This is a genomic window from Aquitalea sp. FJL05 (genome assembly GCF_003852595.1).
Classification (GTDB): Bacteria; Pseudomonadota; Gammaproteobacteria; order Burkholderiales; family Chromobacteriaceae; genus Aquitalea; species Aquitalea aquatilis.
On the sequence record NZ_QAJS01000016.1, the window covers coordinates 305,687 to 323,789 of the forward strand.

At 62.1% G+C, this 18,103-nt stretch carries 11 protein-coding genes; 7 read left to right on the forward strand and 4 right to left on the reverse strand.

The window, feature by feature from the left end:
- Positions 1-118: 118 nt before the first annotated feature.
- A complete protein-coding gene (locus tag DBR44_RS15300) occupies positions 119-3,265 on the forward strand; it encodes a bifunctional diguanylate cyclase/phosphodiesterase (protein WP_124644882.1) in 3,147 nt (1,048 codons plus the stop codon).
- On the opposite strand, the gene DBR44_RS15305 is transcribed toward DBR44_RS15300, so the two are convergent.
- Together DBR44_RS15305 and DBR44_RS15310 are read right to left on the reverse strand one after the other, a co-directional pair.
- Positions 3,260-6,502: an EAL domain-containing protein gene (locus DBR44_RS15305; RefSeq protein WP_124644883.1), complete on the reverse strand. Its 3,243-nt coding sequence runs from the start codon at positions 6,500-6,502 to the stop codon at positions 3,260-3,262. The genes DBR44_RS15300 and DBR44_RS15305 overlap by 6 nt on opposite strands.
- Positions 6,503-6,660: 158 nt before the next feature.
- The gene (locus DBR44_RS15310; protein ID WP_124644884.1) at positions 6,661-7,863 is read right to left on the reverse strand and encodes an ammonium transporter; all 1,203 of its coding nucleotides are present in this window, start codon (positions 7,861-7,863) and stop codon (positions 6,661-6,663) included.
- 414 nt (positions 7,864-8,277) lie between these two features.
- Here DBR44_RS15310 and DBR44_RS15315 point away from each other — a divergent pair, with 414 nt between their 5' ends.
- The 4 genes from DBR44_RS15315 to DBR44_RS15330 all read left to right on the forward strand — a co-directional run bounded on the left by DBR44_RS15315 (position 8,278) and on the right by DBR44_RS15330 (position 13,841).
- Complete coding sequence (locus DBR44_RS15315; protein WP_233578601.1) at positions 8,278-9,315, forward strand: extracellular solute-binding protein; 1,038 nt, start codon at positions 8,278-8,280, stop codon at positions 9,313-9,315.
- Positions 9,316-9,318: 3 nt separating this feature from the next.
- A complete protein-coding gene (locus DBR44_RS15320; protein ID WP_124644885.1) occupies positions 9,319-11,043 on the forward strand; it encodes a diguanylate cyclase domain-containing protein in 1,725 nt (574 codons plus the stop codon).
- A 57-nt stretch (positions 11,044-11,100) separates the two neighbouring features.
- Complete coding sequence (locus tag DBR44_RS15325) at positions 11,101-12,021, forward strand: Hpt domain-containing protein (protein ID WP_158613631.1); 921 nt, start codon at positions 11,101-11,103, stop codon at positions 12,019-12,021.
- Positions 12,022-12,314: 293 nt separating this feature from the next.
- Positions 12,315-13,841 carry a fumarate hydratase gene (locus tag DBR44_RS15330; RefSeq protein ID WP_124644887.1) on the forward strand — a complete coding sequence of 509 codons (1,527 nt, stop codon included), beginning with the start codon at positions 12,315-12,317 and terminating at the stop codon, positions 13,839-13,841.
- A gap of 77 nt (positions 13,842-13,918) precedes the next feature.
- On the opposite strand, the gene DBR44_RS15335 is transcribed toward DBR44_RS15330, so the two are convergent.
- Complete coding sequence (locus DBR44_RS15335; RefSeq protein WP_124644888.1) at positions 13,919-14,446, reverse strand: cysteine hydrolase family protein; 528 nt, start codon at positions 14,444-14,446, stop codon at positions 13,919-13,921.
- Between the two features lie 124 nt (positions 14,447-14,570).
- Here DBR44_RS15335 and DBR44_RS15340 point away from each other — a divergent pair, with 124 nt between their 5' ends.
- Entirely contained in the window at positions 14,571-15,512 is a 942-nt protein-coding gene (locus tag DBR44_RS15340; protein ID WP_124644889.1) for a GlxA family transcriptional regulator, read from the forward strand.
- On the opposite strand, the gene DBR44_RS15345 is transcribed toward DBR44_RS15340, so the two are convergent.
- The gene (locus tag DBR44_RS15345; protein WP_124644890.1) at positions 15,506-16,429 is read right to left on the reverse strand and encodes a LysR family transcriptional regulator; all 924 of its coding nucleotides are present in this window, start codon (positions 16,427-16,429) and stop codon (positions 15,506-15,508) included. The genes DBR44_RS15340 and DBR44_RS15345 overlap by 7 nt on opposite strands.
- Positions 16,430-16,784: 355 nt before the next feature.
- On the opposite strand from DBR44_RS15345, the gene DBR44_RS15350 reads away from it, so the two are divergent.
- On the forward strand, positions 16,785-17,996 hold the full coding sequence (locus DBR44_RS15350; protein WP_233578602.1) for a diguanylate cyclase: 1,212 nt from the start codon (positions 16,785-16,787) through the stop codon (positions 17,994-17,996).
- Positions 17,997-18,103: the final 107 nt, after the last annotated feature.

Genomic DNA, 18,103 nt, shown 5'->3' on the forward strand with positions numbered 1-18,103 from the left:
TTGCCTCTTGGCTGAGGGCATTTTGACTGCGATGGTGGCGGTTTTGCGCCATAATCAGGCAGCCACACCTGTTTTCGATCGCAATCGGGGCCATTACGATAAAAAGGGCTATGAAGCCATGCTGACCGTCAAGAGCAAGCTGCTGCTGCTCTCCCGTTACTACTGGTTGATCCTGTTGGTATTCACCGCCTTTATCGTCAGCTTTGTGCTGTATGTACGGGCAGAGAAAGCCATCGACCACGCCAATGATGCACGGCATGAATCGATTTTGCTGGCAGGTGAATTACGCCAGTCTTCCGACGACCTTACCCGCATGGTGCGCACCTATGTGGTGACTGGCGACCCTGTCTATCAGCAGCATTATCGTGAAATTCTGGCCATCCGCGACGGCATGGCCGCCCGCCCGCTGGATTACCACAGCATCTACTGGGATCTGGTGCTGGACGATGATCGCCGGCCGCAGGCGGCCAGTGTGGCACCCTCCCTGCTGCAGCGCATGCGCGCTGCCGGCTTTACCCCTGAGGAAATGGCCAGGCTGGCCGAGGCCAAAGCCAAATCGGACGCCCTGACCCGTACCGAATGGGCGGCCATGGCGCTGGTGGCCTCCAGTCCCCCGCAGGGCTCAGCGCCACGGCAGCAAGCCATCCGCATGGTGCACGACGCCGCCTATCACCAGGCCAAGGCCGGCATCATGCAGCCGATTGCCGAATTCAACCGCCTGTCTGCCCAGCGCACCTTGCAGGCGGTACTGGATGCCGAACGCTATGCCTTGCAGCTGCGCTGGGTATTCATTGCCTTTGGTCTGCTGTTGCTGCCTTTGTTGTGGGATCTGCGGCGCAATTTGCACAATGTGCTGGGTGGCTCCGTGGCCGAAGTGCACAGCAGCATCGCCCGGCTGGGCAGTGGTGATTTCTCGCAGCCGGTGCCGCAAGGCAAGTTCGGCCGTCGTAGCGTGATGGGCTGGCTGGCCGAAACCCGCTACAAGCTGCAACTGCTGAATGAAGCCCGCCGCCAGGCTGATGCGCGCAATCAGCGCCTGACCGGGCTCTACAATGCGCTGAGTCAGTGCAATCAGGCCATTGTGCGCAGTCGCTCCGAACGCGAGCTGTTTGAGCGGATGTGTCAGGCCGCCGTAGAGCATGGCGGCATGAAAATGGTGTGGGTGGGGTTGCTGGATGAAGATGCCCGCCACATCCGCCCGCTGTGTGCCCACGGCAGCGGTACCGAGTACCTGGTGGATCTGCCGCTGGCAACCGATGCGGCCGATCCGCTCAGCCACGGTCCGACCGGCCGGGCGGTGCTGAGCGGGCTGGCGCAATGGTGTCAGGACTTCCAGCATGACCCTGCCACCACCCCCTGGCATGTGCGTGCTGTCCGCTATGGCTGGGGCGCCTCGGCGGCGCTGCCCTTGCAGCGCAATGGCCAGGTCATCGGTGCGCTGACCCTCTACAGTGGCGAGCCGCACGCCTTTGACGAAGCGGCACGCACGCTGATCGAGGAAATGGTGATGGACCTGGACTACGCGCTGGACAGCTTCCAGCGCGAGCAGGCGCGACAGGCTGCCAGCACCGCCTTGCAGCGGAGCGAGCAACGCTTGCGCACCATCATCGAAACCGAACCGGAATGCATCAAGGTGGTGGCGGCCGATGGCCAGCTGCTGGAAATGAACCAGGCCGGCATGGCCATGCTGCAAGCCGACACGCTGCAGCAGATCCAGCAGCTTGGCCTGCTGCATTTTGTCTTGCCGGACTATCATGCCGCCTTCATGCAGCTGCACCAGCAGGTGATGAGCGGGCAGAGCGGTACGCTGGAGTTCGAAATAAGCGGCCTGCAGGGGCAGCGGCGCTGGCTGGAAACCCATGCCGCGCCCATGCGCGACGAAGACGGTAGCATCAGCATGCAGCTGGCGATTACCCGCGATATCACCCAGCGCAAGCAGAACGAGCAGCATATCCGCTATCTGGCCCATTACGATGTGCTGACCGGCCTGCCCAACCGGGTGATGCTGGAGGAGCAAGCCGAGCAGATATTGCAGCAGGCTGCCCGCCAGCAACAGGAACTGGCCTTGATGTTCCTCGACCTCGATCACTTCAAGGACATCAATGATTCGTTGGGGCACAGCGTGGGCGATGCCTTGCTGGTGCAGCTGGCCGCCAGATTGCGCCAGCTGGTGCCGGATGGTGCGCTGGTGTCCCGCCTGGGTGGCGACGAGTTCATCCTGCTGCTACCCGATATGAATGCGTCCATGGCGGAAGCACTGGCCCAGCAACTGCTGGGCGATATTGCCCACCCTTATCAGGTGACGCCTTACGACCTGAATGTTTCTGCCTCCATCGGCATTGCACTGTATCCGCGGGATGGTCTGGATCTGGAAACCCTGTCGCGGCGGGCCGATGCCGCCATGTATCTGGCCAAGAAGGCTGGCCGCAGCTGTTTCCGCTTTTATACGGCGGCGATTCAGGAAAAGGCCTCGCGCCATCTGCAACTGGTGAATGCCCTGCGGGTGGCAATGGAACAGCAGCAGTTCAGCATCCATTACCAGCCACAGCTGGCCATGGCGGGTGGCCAGCTGGTGGGGGCGGAGGCGCTGCTGCGCTGGGCGCATCCGGAGCTGGGCAATATTTCGCCAGCCGAATTCATTCCGGTCGCCGAAGATTGCGGGTTGATTCTGCAACTGGGCGAATGGGTGCTGCGCCATGCCGTGCGTCAGGCGCGGCAGTGGCGGGAGCAGGGGCTGGCGCTGGTGATGGCGGTCAATCTGTCGGCCGTGCAATTCCGCCAGCCGGACCTGCCGGCACTGGTGGCGCGCATCCTGCAGGAAGAGGGCTTGCCTGCCAGCGCGCTGGAGCTGGAGCTGACCGAAGGCGTGGCCATGTTCGACCCGCAACAGGCCATCGCCGTGATGAATGTCTTGCATGAGCAGGGAGTGCGCATGTCGATCGACGATTTTGGCACCGGCTATTCCTCGCTCAACCTGCTCAAGCAGTTCCGCGTCTACAAGCTGAAAATCGACCAGAGCTTTGTCCGCGACATCGCGACCGATCCGGAAGATCGCGCCATTGTGGCCGCCATCATCCACATGGCGGAAAACCTTGGCCTGCTGACCATTGCCGAGGGGGTGGAAACCGAAGAGCAACTGAGCTGGCTGCGCGCCCAGGGCTGCGATGAACTACAGGGTTATTTGTTCAGCCGGCCTTTGCCCGCCGCTGCCTTTGCGGCTTATGCGCAGCAGCACTTGCCGGCCACCGCGCTGCTGCGCTCATGAGTCGGCAGCCACTGCCGGCGTTTGCTGTTGGCTGTCCTGCTGTGTGTTTCCGTCATGGCGCGCTGGCTGGGCATCTGTCAGCCAGTTTTGCAGCTGTCCGGGCGGCAGTGCCTGGCTGAACAGATAGCCCTGAATCACCTGGCAGCCTTGCGCCACCATGAAGTCGTACTGGGCCACGGTTTCCACGCCTTCGGCGATCACGGTCAGGCCCAGGCTGTGGCCCAGGGCGATGACGGCCTTGCAGATGGCGGCATCGTTGGGGTTGTCCAGCACATCGCGCACAAAGCTGCGGTCGATCTTGACCTGGTCCAGCGGCAGTTGCTTCAGGTAGGACAGCGAGGAATAACCGGTGCCGAAATCATCCAGGGCAAAGGTAATGCCCAGCTGGCGCAGGCTGTTCATCTTGCTGCCGGCGTCGTCCAGCTTCATCAGCAGCAGGCTTTCGGTGATTTCCAGTTTCAGCAGGGCCGGGTTGGCACCGCTGTCTTGCAGCAGGCGGCTCAGGCGGCTGACAAAATCGCTCTGGTGAAACTGGCGGGCGCTGACATTGACCGCGATGCTCAGGCTGGCGGTGTCGGCATGGCCGGCCCAGGCGGCCAGCTGGGTGCAGGCTTGTTGCAGCACCCAGTGGTCGATGGCCAGGATCAGATTGCTCTGTTCGGCCAGCGGAATGAAGGAGCCGGGCAGACGCAGCCCCTGTTGCGGGCTGTGCCAGCGCAGTAGCGCTTCCACGCTTTGGCAGGGCTGGCCGTGGCGAATCTGCGGCTGATAGTGCAGGCTGAGTTCGCCGTGCTCCAGCGCATGGTGCAGCTCGGCTTCCAGCCGGGTGCGGGCATTGATTTCCGCCTGCATCAGCGGATCGAAAAAGCGCAGGGTATTGCGGCCGGCCGATTTGGCCTGATACATGGCCAGATCAGCCTGCTTGAGGATGTCTTCGGTGCTGGCGTGCTCGTCGGCAAACAGGGCGATACCCAGGCTGCAGCTGCCCCGGTAGTCGTGGCCGCGCAGCTCGTAGGGCTGCTTGAGCTGCGCCAGTATCTTGCGGCCCACGCTTTCGGCCTCGCGCAGCGCTGCTTCGCGCTGCGGGCCGAGGTTTTCCAGCATCACGATGAATTCGTCACCCCCCAGCCGCGCCACGGTATCGCCCACGCGCATGCCGTGATGCAGGCGGGCGGCCACGTCTTGCAGCAGCAGGTCGCCGATGTCATGCCCCATGGTGTCGTTCAGCGACTTGAAGTTGTCCAGGTCGAGAAACAGCAGCGCGCCGTACTGCTGCTGGCGGTGTGCTGCATCCAGCGCGTGCTGCAGCCGGTCCAGCAGCAGGCGGCGGTTGGGCAGGTGGGTGAGGGCATCGTAAAACGCCAGGGTCTGGATTTCGTCCGCAGCGGCCTTGCGCTCGGTAATGTCCTGGAAGATGGCCACGTAGTGGCTGGTCTGGCCGTCGCTGTCGTGCACGGCGGTAATGGTGAGCCATTCCGGGAAGACTTCGCCGTTCTGGCGGCTGTTCCAGATTTCACCCTGCCAGCGGCCATCCTGCAGCAGGGACTGCCACAGTTGCTGGTAGAACGCCGGCGGATGCCGGTGCGAGCTGAGAATGGCCGGGGTCTTGCCCACCACCTCGGCACTGCTGTAGCCGGTAATCTGGCAGAAGGACGGATTCACCCGCAGAATCACCCCGTCGCGGTTGGTCACCATGATGCCTTCCTGAGTCAGGAAAGTGGTGGCGGCAATGCGCAGCTCGGCCTCCATGGCCTTGGCCTGGCTGATGTCGGCGATATAGCCATACCAGGTGACGAAGGGGCCGTCTCTCTCGGGCATGGCATCCACCCGCAGCCATTTGAGCTGGTCATCGGGCAGCACGATGCGGTACTCGATATTCCATAGCGTCAGGCTGGTGGCCGAGGCATGCATGGCACTGAAGAAGGCATCCGCGTCGTCCGGGTGCAGCATGGCGCGCATGGGGTCGGCGTTGCAGCTGACTGCCAGCGGTGTCAGGCCATACAAATCCAGTAAAGCCTCGCTGGCAAAAGGCAGGCAGCCGTGGCCATCTTCGAACAGGCGGTACTGGAACACCACGCCGGGAATATGCGACACGATCTTGCGCAGCAGCCGGTTGGCGGCGTGTTCGCTGGCTTGCTCTTCTTCGCGCAGGATGCGCTCCAGCAAGCCGTTGAACGAGGTGGCCAGCAGGCCAAGCTCATCTTGCTGCCGCACCGGCAGCGCCTGCTTGGGCAGCGTGCCATCACGCATGCCGGCCAGCAGGGCGGTGGCCTCGGACAGCGGCAGCAGCTGTCGGCGCAGCCACCACCAGCAGAAGCCGCCGGCCAGCATGGTCAGGCACAGCGCCAGGCCAAACAGTTGCTGTTGCAGGGTGCGGATGGGGGCGAAGGCTTCTGTCGTCGGCAAGACCGCCTGCATCAGCCAGCCGGTGGACTGGATGCGCACGCTGGAGGACAACTCGGCGATCCCGCGCGAACTGACGGCAATGCCCGACCCCTGGTAACCGGACAGATAGCGGTCATACAGCGGGTTGATCCCGGGCGGCGGCCCGGCCTTGAGCAGGCGTTGCTTATCCGAGGACATGATGTAGCGGCGGCTTTGTGGTGCAGTAATGAAGAAACTGCCGGTGGCACCATAGCGCGCCGCACTGATGTCATCCAGAAAATTGGGTTGCGCCAGATTGGTGATCCCCATGATCATCCCCACCAGCTTGCCATTGGCATCCAGTAGTGGTTCCAGCATGGAAATCACTGGTTTGCCAGTGTACTGGCCTTGCATTGGCTCGGTGATATAGCGTCCGCCGTGCTGCATGGCCAGCTGGAAGAACGCGCGGTCGGTATAGGAGCGACCGTTGCGGCCCAGGCTTTCCGGGATGCTGGCTTTCACCTGGCCATTTTTGTCCAGTACCACGATGCCCCAGTTGAACATCATCAGCAAAATGGGCCGCCGTTGCAGCTCGGGCTGGATGGCGTCCGCAGTGACCGGCTTGCCCTTGAACTGTGTGGTGAGGGACTGCAATGCCTGTACCCGCTCCCTTACTGAGCGGTCCACTTCGCGCGCAGCCAGCGATACGGTAGAAAACTGCTGGGCGGAAATGGTGTCTTCCATCTGCTGGCGCAGACTATGGCTGATCAGCAGGGTGGCCAGCCACAAGGTAATGACCAGTGCCAGCAGCATGCCAAGTGTGATGCGAGTGCGCAGGGAGCGCCTGCCGTGCGGGGAGAATTGCGTGCTCATGATTCCGGTAGCTGCCTGCGGGTAATGCTTCTCGTCAGCATAGCGGAGGCCCTGCGCGCTGTGTGTCTTCTTGTCGGACAAAACCGCCAATGTCTGAGGCGGATCAAGATTATGACATCGTGGTCGGGCCCGTACGGCAGGCCCGACCGGCCAGTCAATTACCAGTTGGTTTCACGGTCCGGTGTGGCCGTGATCTGGTGGATGGTGAGGTCGGCCCCGTTGAACTCTTCTTCTTCATCCAGCCGGATGCCCACAGTCTTGCGCAGCACGGCATACACTACATAACCGCCGCCAAAGCCGATGGCGATGCCGCCTGCCGTGCCCAGCAGCTGGGAAACCAGGCTGACGCCGCCCAGGCCACCCAGTGCACTCTGGCCGAAGATGCCGGCAGCAATGCCGCCCCAGGCACCGCAGATGCCGTGCAGCGGCCATACCCCTAGCACGTCATCAATTTTCCAGCGATTCTGGGTCTGGGTGAACAGCCAGACAAACATCGCACCTGCCGCCAGCCCCACCATCAGCGCACCCAGCGGATGCATGATGTCCGAGCCGGCACACACCGCCACCAGGCCGGCCAGCGGGCCGTTATGGATAAAGCCGGGGTCGTTCTTGCCGGCCCACATCGCGCTGAGCGTGCCGCCCACCATGGCCATCAGCGAGTTGATGGCCACCAGCCCGGAAATGCCGTTCAGTCTTTGTGCGCTCATCACGTTGAAGCCGAACCAGCCGACGATCAGAATCCACGCTCCCAGTGCCAGGAAGGGAATGGAAGAGGGCGGATGGGCCGAGATGCGGCCTTCCTTGCTGTAGCGGCCACGGCGCGCACCCAGATTGAGTACGGCAGCCAGGCCGATCCAGCCACCCACTGCATGTACCACCACCGAGCCGGCAAAGTCGTGGAAAGGCTGGCCGAAGCTGTGGCTGAGCCAGTCCTGCACGCCATAGTGGTTATTCCAGGCAATGCCTTCGAAGAAAGGGTAGACCAAGCCGACCAAGAGGAAGGTGGCAGCCGATTGCGGGTGGAATTTCGCCCGTTCGGCAATGCCGCCGGACACAATCGCCGGAATGGCGGCGGCGAAGGTCAGCAGAAAGAAAAACTTCACCAGTTCATAGCCATTGTGCTGGGCAATATGGCTGGCATCCCCCAGGAAGTTCACCCCATAGGCCACGCTGTAGCCGACAAAGAAATAGGCAATGGCCGACACGGCAAAGTCGGTCAGGATCTTGACCAGGGCATTGACCTGGTTTTTCTTGCGCACGGTGCCCAGTTCCAGAAAGGCGAAACCTGCATGCATGGCCAGAATCATGATGGCCCCCAGCAGCAGGAACAGTACGTCGGAAGGTGAATTCGAGTTTGGCATGGCGAGTCCCGTTGTTGTCGGCTTTTATGGGGCTTCCTTAAAGCAAGGGGAATGCCAGCTTGTCGCCATCGGCACCAGTTTGAACCGTGGTTGCTCGAAAATGGTGACAGCACTGCCCGCTTTCGGTGATGCCGAGTGTGGCTTGGGATGGTGCTGCTGGTGCGTTGATGCACCAAAACGGTGTTTTGTTGTGAGTCCGTGCTGTTAATTGGTGCGTTAAAGATAAAAAGCACCGCTTCGGTGCGTGGCGACACGGCTGCGATCCCGCTCGGTGTTGCTGCCGGGCGCATGGGCCGGCCAGACCGGCCAGCTGCCGCCGTGGTCATTTGATCGAATTTTCGTAAAAATACTTAGGTATAAGGGATGACAAGCAGCTACATTCAAACGGTGAATTGAAAAAGAAGAAATGCAATCGTGGCATTCAATAAATTCAGCCTGCTTGCGGGGGTAATCGGCTGCCTGTTGTGCTGCCAACTGGCCATGGCCAAGGACGTGCTGCGCGTGCTGGCCTGGCCTGGCTATGCCGATCCGGATGTGGTGCATGCCTTCGAACAGCGCTTTCAGGTGAGCGTGGAGGTGACTTTTGTCGATTCGGACGAGGCGCTGTGGGCGAAGATGCACGCGTCCACCGGCCCGCGTTTCGATGTGCTGGCTGCCAATACCGCCGAAATGCAGCGCTATTTCGCCGCCGGTCTGCTCAAGCCGCTGGACCCGGCCTTGCTGCCCAATACCCGCCGTCAGCTGCCGCGCTTTCGCAATCTGGCGGCCATTCCCGGCTTGCAGCAGCAAGGCCGGCTGTATGCCGTTCCCTTCACCTATTCCACCATGGGCATCATCTACGACCGGCGGCAGTTTCCCGTACCGCCCGACACGATGAATGTGCTGTGGGACCCGCGTTATCGCCACAAGGTGCTCGACTTCAATAGCGGACAGCACAATTTCTCCTTTAGCGCGCTAGCCAGCGGCATCGAGCAGCCCTTTACGCTGAGCGCGGCGCAGCAAGGCAGGCTGGTGCAGCGGCTGATTGCGCTGCGGCGCAACGTACTGACTTTTTACAGCCTGCCGGAAGAAGGGACGGAATTGTTCATCCGCCACAAGATCGCGCTGATGTTTGGCAACTACGGCACCCAGCAGCTGAACTCCCTGCGTCAGGCCGGGGCCGATGTTGGCTATGCCATCCCGCGCGAAGGCGTGCTGGCCTGGCTGGACTGCTGGGCCATGACCGCAGCCAGCAGCCAGCCACGGCTGGCACAGCAATGGATCAACTACATGCTGGAACCCGCAGTCAGTGCCCTGCTGCCGACCCGTCAGGGGCTGGCCAATACCCTCAGCGCCAGCGACGAACTGAAACCCGGTGCCAAAGTGCTGTGGTTGCAGCCGGTGGAAAATGCCGCGCAGCGTGAAGCGCTATGGCAAAAAATCTATTCCGGCGACCGGCCGGGGAGCTTCTGAATCATGCGCTCCGGTCTGCTGGTGAAACTGGCGCTGCTACTGGCGGTGTTCGGCATCCTGTCGTCCGGCCTCACCGGCTATTACGCCTTTACCGCCAACCGCACCATGCTGGTGTCGGCGGCGCAGGGCGATTTGCTGATGGCTGCGCGCGGGGTGAACCGCCGGCTGCAACAGGCCGAGGAAGAGGCCGCCGATGACGCCATGCTGCTGGCACGGCTGGTGCAGGTGGCCCAGGTGATCAATAGTCATGGCGGCCAGCAGGCACAAGGGGCGCGCGACGAACTGGCGCAGGCATTTGCCGGCATGCTGGCGCTGCATCCCGAATACTTGCAGGTCAGGCTGATCGGTGCGGCTGACAACGGGCTGGAACTGGTCAGGGTAGACAGCAGTGGCGGGCTGACCCTGCGGGTGGCGGGCGCGGATTTGCAGGAAAAAGGCCACTTCCCCTATGTGTTTGAAACCCTGGCCTTGCCGGCCGGGCAAATCTACCAGTCAGCCATCGGCATCAATCACGAACGGGCCGCACATGACGCCGAAGGACGCCCCGGCATGATGGTGGCGACGCCGCTGCCGCGCAGCGACGGCCAGCCGGGTGGGCTGCTGGTGATCAGTCTCGATCTGCAGCGGCTGCTGGGACAGCTGCGTGCCGACTTGCCCAAGGGCTATCAGCTGTATATGGCCAACCGCTGGGGCGATTTTCTGGTCCACCCCGACCCGACGCAAACCTTCGGTTTCGAGCAGGGCCGCCGTATCCTGATGCAGGACAGCTTTGCCGCCACCCAGCCCCTGTTCGAGCGCAAGCTCAACAATCTGGCGCTCAGCGGGCTGGAACAGCCACAGCAGGCCGCAGACCGGGTGATGGCTTTTGTGCGCCAGCCGGTGGGGCTGGGCAATCGCGATGATTTCGTGGTGACCGGGCTGGTACAGCCGCTGGATGCGGTGCTGGAAAGCGCTGCGCCGCTGGGGCTGCGCATCATCCACATGGTACTGGCCTTCAGCGCCATCGCCATCTTGCTGGCGGTGGTGTTCGCCCGCGCCTTGTTGCGGCCGATCAACACCCTGGCGCAGGCCGCCAGCAGTTTTTCCGAAACCCAGCTGCAGCAGGTGCTGCCGGTGGAGCGCAATGATGAAATCGGCGTACTGGCGCGCAATTTCGAACGCACGCAGCGGCAGATCAACAGCCACATGGCCAGCTTGTACGACAATCAGCGCGAACTGAGCTATCTGGCCCACCACGACAGCCTGACCGGGCTGGCCAACCGCGCCTTGTTCTTCCAGCGGCTGGAGCAGCTATTGCAGCTGTCGCAGCGTAATGGCGCGCCGTTCGCCGTGCTGTTTGTCGATCTGGACCACTTCAAGGAAGTGAATGACCGCCATGGCCATGCCATCGGCGACCAGGTCTTGCAGATTGTCGCCCGCCGCTTGCTGCATACCGTGCGCGGCAGCGACATGGTGGCGCGCATGGGGGGGGATGAATACCTGATCCTGCTGCAGGGCAACTTCACCGATGCGGCGCTGGGCGAGCTGATGTACAAGCTGCGGCTGAGCATCGGCGAAGCCATCACCGTGGCCGGGCAGCGGCTGGAAGTGGGGGCCAGCATTGGCTACAGCCTGTACCCGCGTGATGGCACCACGGCCGAGCAACTGGTCAACGAGGCCGATCACGCCATGTACCATGTCAAGGCCAGCCAGCGCGGCGGCGAAGCCAGCGCCTTGCCCTGTGGCTAGGCTATGTTGCATGAGCCGCCGCCGGCGGCGCCTCCTTACATGCTCGGGAAGATGCCGATGAAAAGAGCCACTTCCACACACCTGCGCCAGCGCAAGCAGGCAAATCCGCAGCAGCGGCCTATGGTCGCCATGTGCTTGCCACAATTGCTGGCACAGCTGCACGGCAGCTGCCGCCAGTCGGCAGCGCAACAGGGCCTGGCCTGGCAGCTGGACACCGATGCCGTGCTGGCACCGTCCTTGCTGCTGCACTCGCTCGCCTTGCAGCAGCTGTTGCAGCAACTGCTGGCTGCCAGCATCCGTTACACCCGCCAGGGTGGCCTTCTGCTCAGGACGCAGCTGCTGGCACAGCAGCAGATGTGCCAGATCATCACCATCGAAATCATGCATGAGGGTAGTCAGGATGATGGCCCGGCGGTGGCATTGGCCGCGCTGTTGCAGCAGCCGGATACCGCCCGCAAGGCCGGACAGCATGCCGCCAGCTGGCATAGTATTCGCCGTCTGGCTCGGCTGAGCGGTGCCAGGCTGCAGCTGGAGCATGGTAGCGGGCTGGGCTGCCAGCTGATTGTGCAGCTGCGCGCCGAGGTCGTCGAAGCCGCCATGCCGGCACCGCCTGTGGACGAATCGCTGCCGGTGCTGGATCACCGCGTGCTGCGCGTGCTGTATCAGGATGACTGGTCGCAACAACGAGCACTGTTGCAGGCTTTTCTGCATGACAAGCAGGCCGACCTGCATGCGCTGCTGCAAGCCTGGCACAGTGGCGACCTGCAGGCTTTGGTGCTGCTGTCGCACCGGATCAAGGGTGCCAGCCGCAATGTGGGAGCGGCCGCGCTGGCACAGGCTGCCGCACAGGTGGAGCAGGCCGCCCGTGGCCAGCACCACGCCAGTTTGCCTGGCTTGCTGCGGGCGCTGGAGCAGGCGCTGCAATCCTTTGCCAGCGTGCTGCAGCGGGCACAGGATGGACCGCTGATTGATATCTGAGAACCTGCTCACGCTCTGCGATACTCGGGTGATCCTGCGTTGAAATGGCGTTCAAAATGCTCATGGACGCCATGTCCATTGCGCTTTTTCACGCCCTTTCGCCTTGTCTGACCCTTCGTTCCCTAGATCATGAATACCTTCTAATCCCGGCGCAGGCATGGCGCAATGCAGCGTAAGGCCCTAAAATAATCCGACAATTCCTAAGAGCGTGTCCGCGATCGCGCCATGCCGCCTCATCCATGCGGCAGATCGTGTACAGCTTCTAACAGCCCACTACGCTGGAGAAACCTCTCATGGCCGTTATCCGTCAGGATGATTTCATTCAAAGCATCGCCGATGCTTTCCAATACATCAGCTGCTACCACCCCAAGGACTATATCGACGCGCTGTACCAGGCGTATCTGCACGAAGAAAGCCCGGCGGCCAAGGACGCCATGGCGCAGATCCTGATCAACAGCCGCATGTGTGCCGAAGGCCGTCGCCCGATCTGCCAGGATACCGGCATCGCCGTGGTGTTCCTGAAAGTGGGCATGAATGTGCAGTGGGATGCCACCCTGTCGGTACAGGAAATGGTCAACGAAGGCGTGCGCCGCGCCTACAACAACCCGGACAACAAGTTGCGCGCTTCCGTGCTGCTGGACCCGGCTGGCAAGCGCCAGAACAGCAAGGACAACACCCCGGCCGTGGTGCACTTCGAGATCGTCGAAGGCGACGGCGTGGAAGTGACCTGTGCGGCCAAGGGCGGCGGCTCGGAGAACAAGTCCAAGTTCTACGCACTGAACCCGTCCGACAGCATTGTCGACTGGGTGGTCAACACCGTGCCCACCATGGGCGCTGGCTGGTGTCCGCCGGGCATCCTGGGTATCGGCATTGGCGGTACGCCGGAAAAAGCCATGCTGCTGGCCAAGGAAAGCCTGATGTCGCACGTGGACATCCACGAGCTGAAAGCCAAGGCTGCCAGCGGTGCCGAGCTGTCCCGCGTTGAACAGCTGCGCCTGGAAATCTTCGAAAAAGTGAATGCGCTGGGCATTGGTGCGCAGGGCCTGGGTGGCCTCACCACCGTGCTGGACGTGAAGATTCTGGACTACCCGACCCACGCTGCCAGCCTGCCGGTCGCCATGATCCCCAACTGCGCCGCCACCCGTCACATCCATTTCCATCTGGATGGCAGCGGCCCGGCTCATCTGGCTACGCCCAGCCTGGAAGACTGGCCGGAAATCACCTACGACACCAGCAATGGCAAGCGCGTTGATCTGGACCAGATCACCAAGGAAGAAGTGGCCAGCTGGCAGCCGGGCGATGTGCTGCTGCTCAACGGCAAGATCCTCACCGGTCGTGACGCCGCGCACAAGCGCATGGTGGACATGCTGAACAAGGGCGAGGCGCTGCCGGTGGACTTCACCAACCGCTTCATCTACTACGTCGGCCCGGTTGACCCGGTGCGTGACGAAGTGGTTGGCCCGGCAGGCCCCACCACTGCCACCCGCATGGACAAGTTCACCCGCCAGATGCTGGAGCAGACTGGTCTCCTGGGCATGATCGGCAAGGCCGAGCGTGGCCCGGCTGCCATCGAAGCCATCAAGGACAATAAAGCGGTGTACCTGATGGCAGTGGGCGGTTCGGCCTACCTGGTGTCCAAGGCCATCAAGGCCTCCAAGGTGGTCGGCTTTGCCGATCTGGGCATGGAAGCCATCTACGAATTCGAAGTCAAGGACATGCCGGTAACGGTGGCAGTCGATTCCAACGGTATCTCGGTACACAACACCGGCCCGGCGGAATGGCGCGTGAAGATTGGCAAGATTCCGGTCAACAAGGCCTGATCCTGCTTCTTTGCCTTTCAGTAATCAGAAACCCGCCATCCGGCGGGTTTTTCTATTTGGGCTGAGAGAGGGGCGCTTCAGGCCAGTGCTTGCGCCGCCGTCGGCAGGGCCACACGGATAGACAGGGCATTCAGCGCAATGGCGTGCAGCATCTGGTCCACCGTGGTGCAGCAATCGGCCAGCACCGCCACCTCGTACTGAGCGGCTGCGGGTGACAGGGCGGTATGGGTCACGCAGTTCTGCGTCATCATGCCGCACAGCAGCAGCTTGCGGCTGCCAAGTTGATCGAGTGTTGCCTGCAGCGTGGTCTGATGAAAGCTGTCGGCGGCCTGCTTGATCACCATCGGTGCCTGCGGGGCGGCGGCCAGAATACGCGGGTGGATGGCCACGCCCGCGCTGCCGGCATTGAAGAAAGGCGCGATGCCCTTGCTGCCGTCGGCCACGTGCTGGACCAGAATCACCGGCATCCCCAGTGTGTTGGCCCGTTCGATGGCCGCCACACAGTTATCCAGTACGGTTGCCGTATTCCACAGCGGATATTTGCCGTCGGGGAAATAGTCGTTCTGCAGATCGATCACGATCAGTGCGCTGTCTTGTGCTGTCATGTGCATGCTCCGGTTTCAGGTGGTCAGGCGCTCATTATCAGCACCGACGACAGACTGCCATAGTGGCCCGCTTGCCATAATACGTTAAGATCGGGCCAATCCTGTTTCGCGCTGGTATCCCGCCATGTCCACCCCCGTCATTGCCGTTGTCGCCTTTGCCCAGATCAGCCCCTTTCACCTGTCGGTGCCTTGCGTGGTGTTTGGCGATGCCCATCCGGGCTTGCCAGCATTCGACCTGCGGGTGTGCAGTGCGGAAGCCGGTGAGCTGCGCACCAGCGCCGGTTTCAGCATCCACTGTGAGCATGGTCTGGAAGCACTGCTTGCTGCCGACATCATCATCCTGCCCAGCTGGCAGGCTGGCCGCGCGGTGCCGCCGCCCTTGTTGCTTGCCCTGCAGCAGGCAGCGGCGCGTGGTGTGCAGATCGTCGGCCTGTGTCTGGGGGCTTATGTGCTGGCCGAGGCCGGCTTGCTGGATGGTCGTGCGGCCACCACGCACTGGGCCTATGCCGATGACTTTGCCCATCGCTATCCGCAGGTACGGCTGGACCCGGCGGTGCTGTATGTGGAGGACGGCCAGATGCTGACTTCGGCCGGTACGGCAGCCGGGCTGGATTGCTGCCTGCATCTGCTGCGCCAGCGCTACGGGGCCGAGCTGGCCAATGGCGTGGCGCGGCGGCTGGTGGTGCCGCCACACCGTCAGGGCGGGCAGGCGCAGTTCATCGAGCAGCCACTGCCGGCCAGCGCCGGTGATTCACGGCTGGCGGTGCTGCTGGACTGGATCAGGGCCAATCTGGCCGCGCCGCATACCCTGGACAGCCTGGCAGACAAGGCGGCGATGAGCCGGCGCAGTTTTACCCGGCATTTCCGGCAACTTACCGGGCGCACGGTGAGCCAGTGGTTGCTGGACGAGCGCTTGCTGTTGAGTCAGCGCCTGCTGGAACGCGCCGATCACACTATTGAACAGATTGCCCAGCTGGCTGGTTTTGGCTCGCCCGAGTCCTTGCGTCATCACTTCCGTCAACGCTATGCCGTGTCACCCAGCCAGTGGCGGCAGAGTTTTCAATGAGCGACTGGCGTTGCAACAGGCTGTTCCCAGGGCGGGGTGGGGGCAAAGTGCTGCTGCAGGAAGTCCAGCAGCGTGCGCATGGCCAGCGGCAACTGGCGGCGCGAAGGGTAGAGCGCATAAATGCCCATGCTGACGGGCTGCCAGTCTGGCAGCAGTGCCACCAGTTCGCCGCTGTGCAGCAGCGGTTTGACCAGATAATAGGGCTGCATGGCCAGGCCGGCACCATGGCGGCAGGCCTGCAGCAGCGCCACGGCTTCATTGGCGCTCAGCCGGCCATGTACCTTGACCACGGCTTCTTCCTCGCCGCGGCGCAAGCGCCATTCGCTGCGGCCAAACTGGCTGTAGCTCAGGCAATGGTGCTGGCCCAGATCGGCGGGCTGTAGTGGCTGGCCGTGCCGCGCCAGATAGGCGGGAGCCGCGACAATGACTGAATGGCAATCAGCCAGCCGGCGCGCGATCAGGCCCGGCTCCGGGTCATTGGTGATGCGGATGGCCAGATCAACACCTTCTTCGATCAGGTTGACCGCACGGTCGCCCAATTGCAGGTCAATGCGGATCTGCTGGTGTTCGGCCAGAAAATCGCTGATGGCCGGTGCCAGCTGCGCCATGCCAAAGGACATGCTGGTAGTGATGCGTAGCTGGCCGCGCAACTGGCCATCGCGCAGGCCCACCTCTTCGCGGGTTTCTGCCGCCAGTTCCAGCATCTGCTGACAGCGGGCCAGGCAGCTGGCACCGGCATCGGTCAGCGTCACCTTGCGGGTGGAGCGCTGCAGCAGGCGCGCGCCCAGCCAGTCTTCCAGCTCGGCGATATAGCGCGTCACCATGGCGCGGCTCAGGTCCAGCTCTTCGCTGGCTGCGGTAAAGCTGCCGCGGCGGGCGACTTCAACAAATACCTGCATGGCAATCAGGCGATCCATGGTTTTCCTTGTTTGTTTTCGGTGCCAGTGATACGGCTTGGCCGAGCCCTTGCACAGCGAAACAGCAAGATAAAAAGGCGGCAATCCGCCAGTTTTGAGCCATGCCTGCCAAACAGCTAGGCAATTTGCTCATTTGTCATCAAATGGCGGCTCTGCTGGCTGCGCTAGCGGCTTGCCTGCGGGCATTTCCGTTATACTGCCGGCAAGCAGGCTGCTCATCGCGTGGCAGCGCTGCTTTTTTCCGCATCGTGTCGCTATTCAGACCCATACGGTACGCACTGGATCGCACCATGTCTAATCTCGAATGGATGCCAGGCACCACCTTGTTGACGAGGGGGAGACCATGGTAGCGAAAATGCCTCCCAGCCTGAATCAGGCGCTGGCGACTGCCGACAAGCAGCCCTGGCATCAGCTACAGTTCCCACCGCTGCTGGAAAAAATCTACCAGCGGGATACGGCGGCGCATCGCATCCGGCGTTATCGGCTGTTCGGTGCCATCGGTATCGTGGTGTTCATGTTGTACGGTCTGGTCGACCGCTTTTACCTGGTGGATGTTTATCAGCGCATCTGGATCTGGCGCTTGCTGCTGCTGCCAGGTTTTGCTGCACTGACCATCATCTGCAGTTTCTGGCGGCCATTCCAGCCTTACTACGAATATTCCGTGGTGGTGGCCAGCACCGCCTTTGTGTTGGGACTGACCTGGTTTTTCTCGATCAGCCATATGCCGACCGCCCAGCATTACTATGGCGGGGTGATGCTGTGCCTGGTGTTCATGATGTTCGGATTGCGCATTCCCTTCCGCCTGGCTTGCTATAGCTGCGTTGTCTCGCTGGCTTACCTCGGCTGGGTATTGTGCGGTTTGCATTTTCTTGAGGAGGCGGCGCGTTCGCTCATCTTCATTCTGCTGGTTTCCTGCGTATTGCTGGGCTTGCTCGGCCTGTTCCAGCTGGAAAAAGAGGAGCGGCGCAGCTATCTGCTGGCGTTGGAGTTGCAGCGCGATCACCGCCAGCTACAGCAGGGCTTCAAGTATCTGCAGCAAATCTCCACGGTTGATGGCCTGACCGGCCTGTTCAACCGACGCTATTTCGACCAGCAATTGCTCATTTTCTGGGAACGGCGCCTGCAGCAGCAGGTAGACATCGCCCTGCTGTTTGTCGATGTGGATTACTTCAAGCGTTACAACGACAGCCAGGGCCACCAGATGGGGGACGAGACCCTGATCAAGGTGGCGCAGGTGATCAGTCGTAATGCGGCCCCCTGGCAAGGTTGTGCGGCACGCTATGGCGGTGAGGAGTTTGTCCTGTTGCTCAGTGGCTGCAATCTGCAGCAGACCATGGCGCTGGCCGAGCGCATCCGCAGCGAGGTTGAGGCGCTGGCTTTGCCACATCCCTCATCCGGCTGCAGCAGGGTCGTTACCATCAGCATTGGCATTGCTGTGGCGCACGCCAGCATCAACCAGCAGCCCGACTGGCTGGTGAATACGGCGGATGCGGCGGTCTACCAGGCCAAGAAGCAGGGGCGTAACCGTATCGTGGCCATGCACTCCTGCCAGCCACTGGCCGGTTAAGACGCTGTTCATCGTCTGCTGCGCTGCGGTGATACCGCGTTAATACCGCCGGCGGAATGCGCATGGACGCCAGGCAAACTCCGCTTCCTTTCTAAACGGCTAACAAT

What these genes read in the sequence shown, in the direction of transcription:
- DBR44_RS15350 (WP_233578602.1), top strand. Translation starts at nt 16,785, where the DNA reads ATGCCTCCCAGCCTGAATCAGGCGCTGGCGACTGCCGACAAGCAGCCC.
- DBR44_RS15335 (WP_124644888.1), bottom strand. Translation starts at nt 14,446, where the DNA reads ATGACAGCACAAGACAGCGCACTGATCGTGATCGATCTGCAGAACGAC.
- DBR44_RS15330 (WP_124644887.1), top strand. Translation starts at nt 12,315, where the DNA reads ATGGCCGTTATCCGTCAGGATGATTTCATTCAAAGCATCGCCGATGCT.
- DBR44_RS15345 (WP_124644890.1), bottom strand. Translation starts at nt 16,429, where the DNA reads ATGGATCGCCTGATTGCCATGCAGGTATTTGTTGAAGTCGCCCGCCGC.
- DBR44_RS15320 (WP_124644885.1), top strand. Translation starts at nt 9,319, where the DNA reads ATGCGCTCCGGTCTGCTGGTGAAACTGGCGCTGCTACTGGCGGTGTTC.
- DBR44_RS15300 (WP_124644882.1), top strand. Translation starts at nt 119, where the DNA reads ATGCTGACCGTCAAGAGCAAGCTGCTGCTGCTCTCCCGTTACTACTGG.
- DBR44_RS15340 (WP_124644889.1), top strand. Translation starts at nt 14,571, where the DNA reads ATGTCCACCCCCGTCATTGCCGTTGTCGCCTTTGCCCAGATCAGCCCC.
- DBR44_RS15310 (WP_124644884.1), bottom strand. Translation starts at nt 7,863, where the DNA reads ATGCCAAACTCGAATTCACCTTCCGACGTACTGTTCCTGCTGCTGGGG.
- DBR44_RS15305 (WP_124644883.1), bottom strand. Translation starts at nt 6,502, where the DNA reads ATGAGCACGCAATTCTCCCCGCACGGCAGGCGCTCCCTGCGCACTCGC.
- DBR44_RS15325 (WP_158613631.1), top strand. Translation starts at nt 11,101, where the DNA reads ATGAAAAGAGCCACTTCCACACACCTGCGCCAGCGCAAGCAGGCAAAT.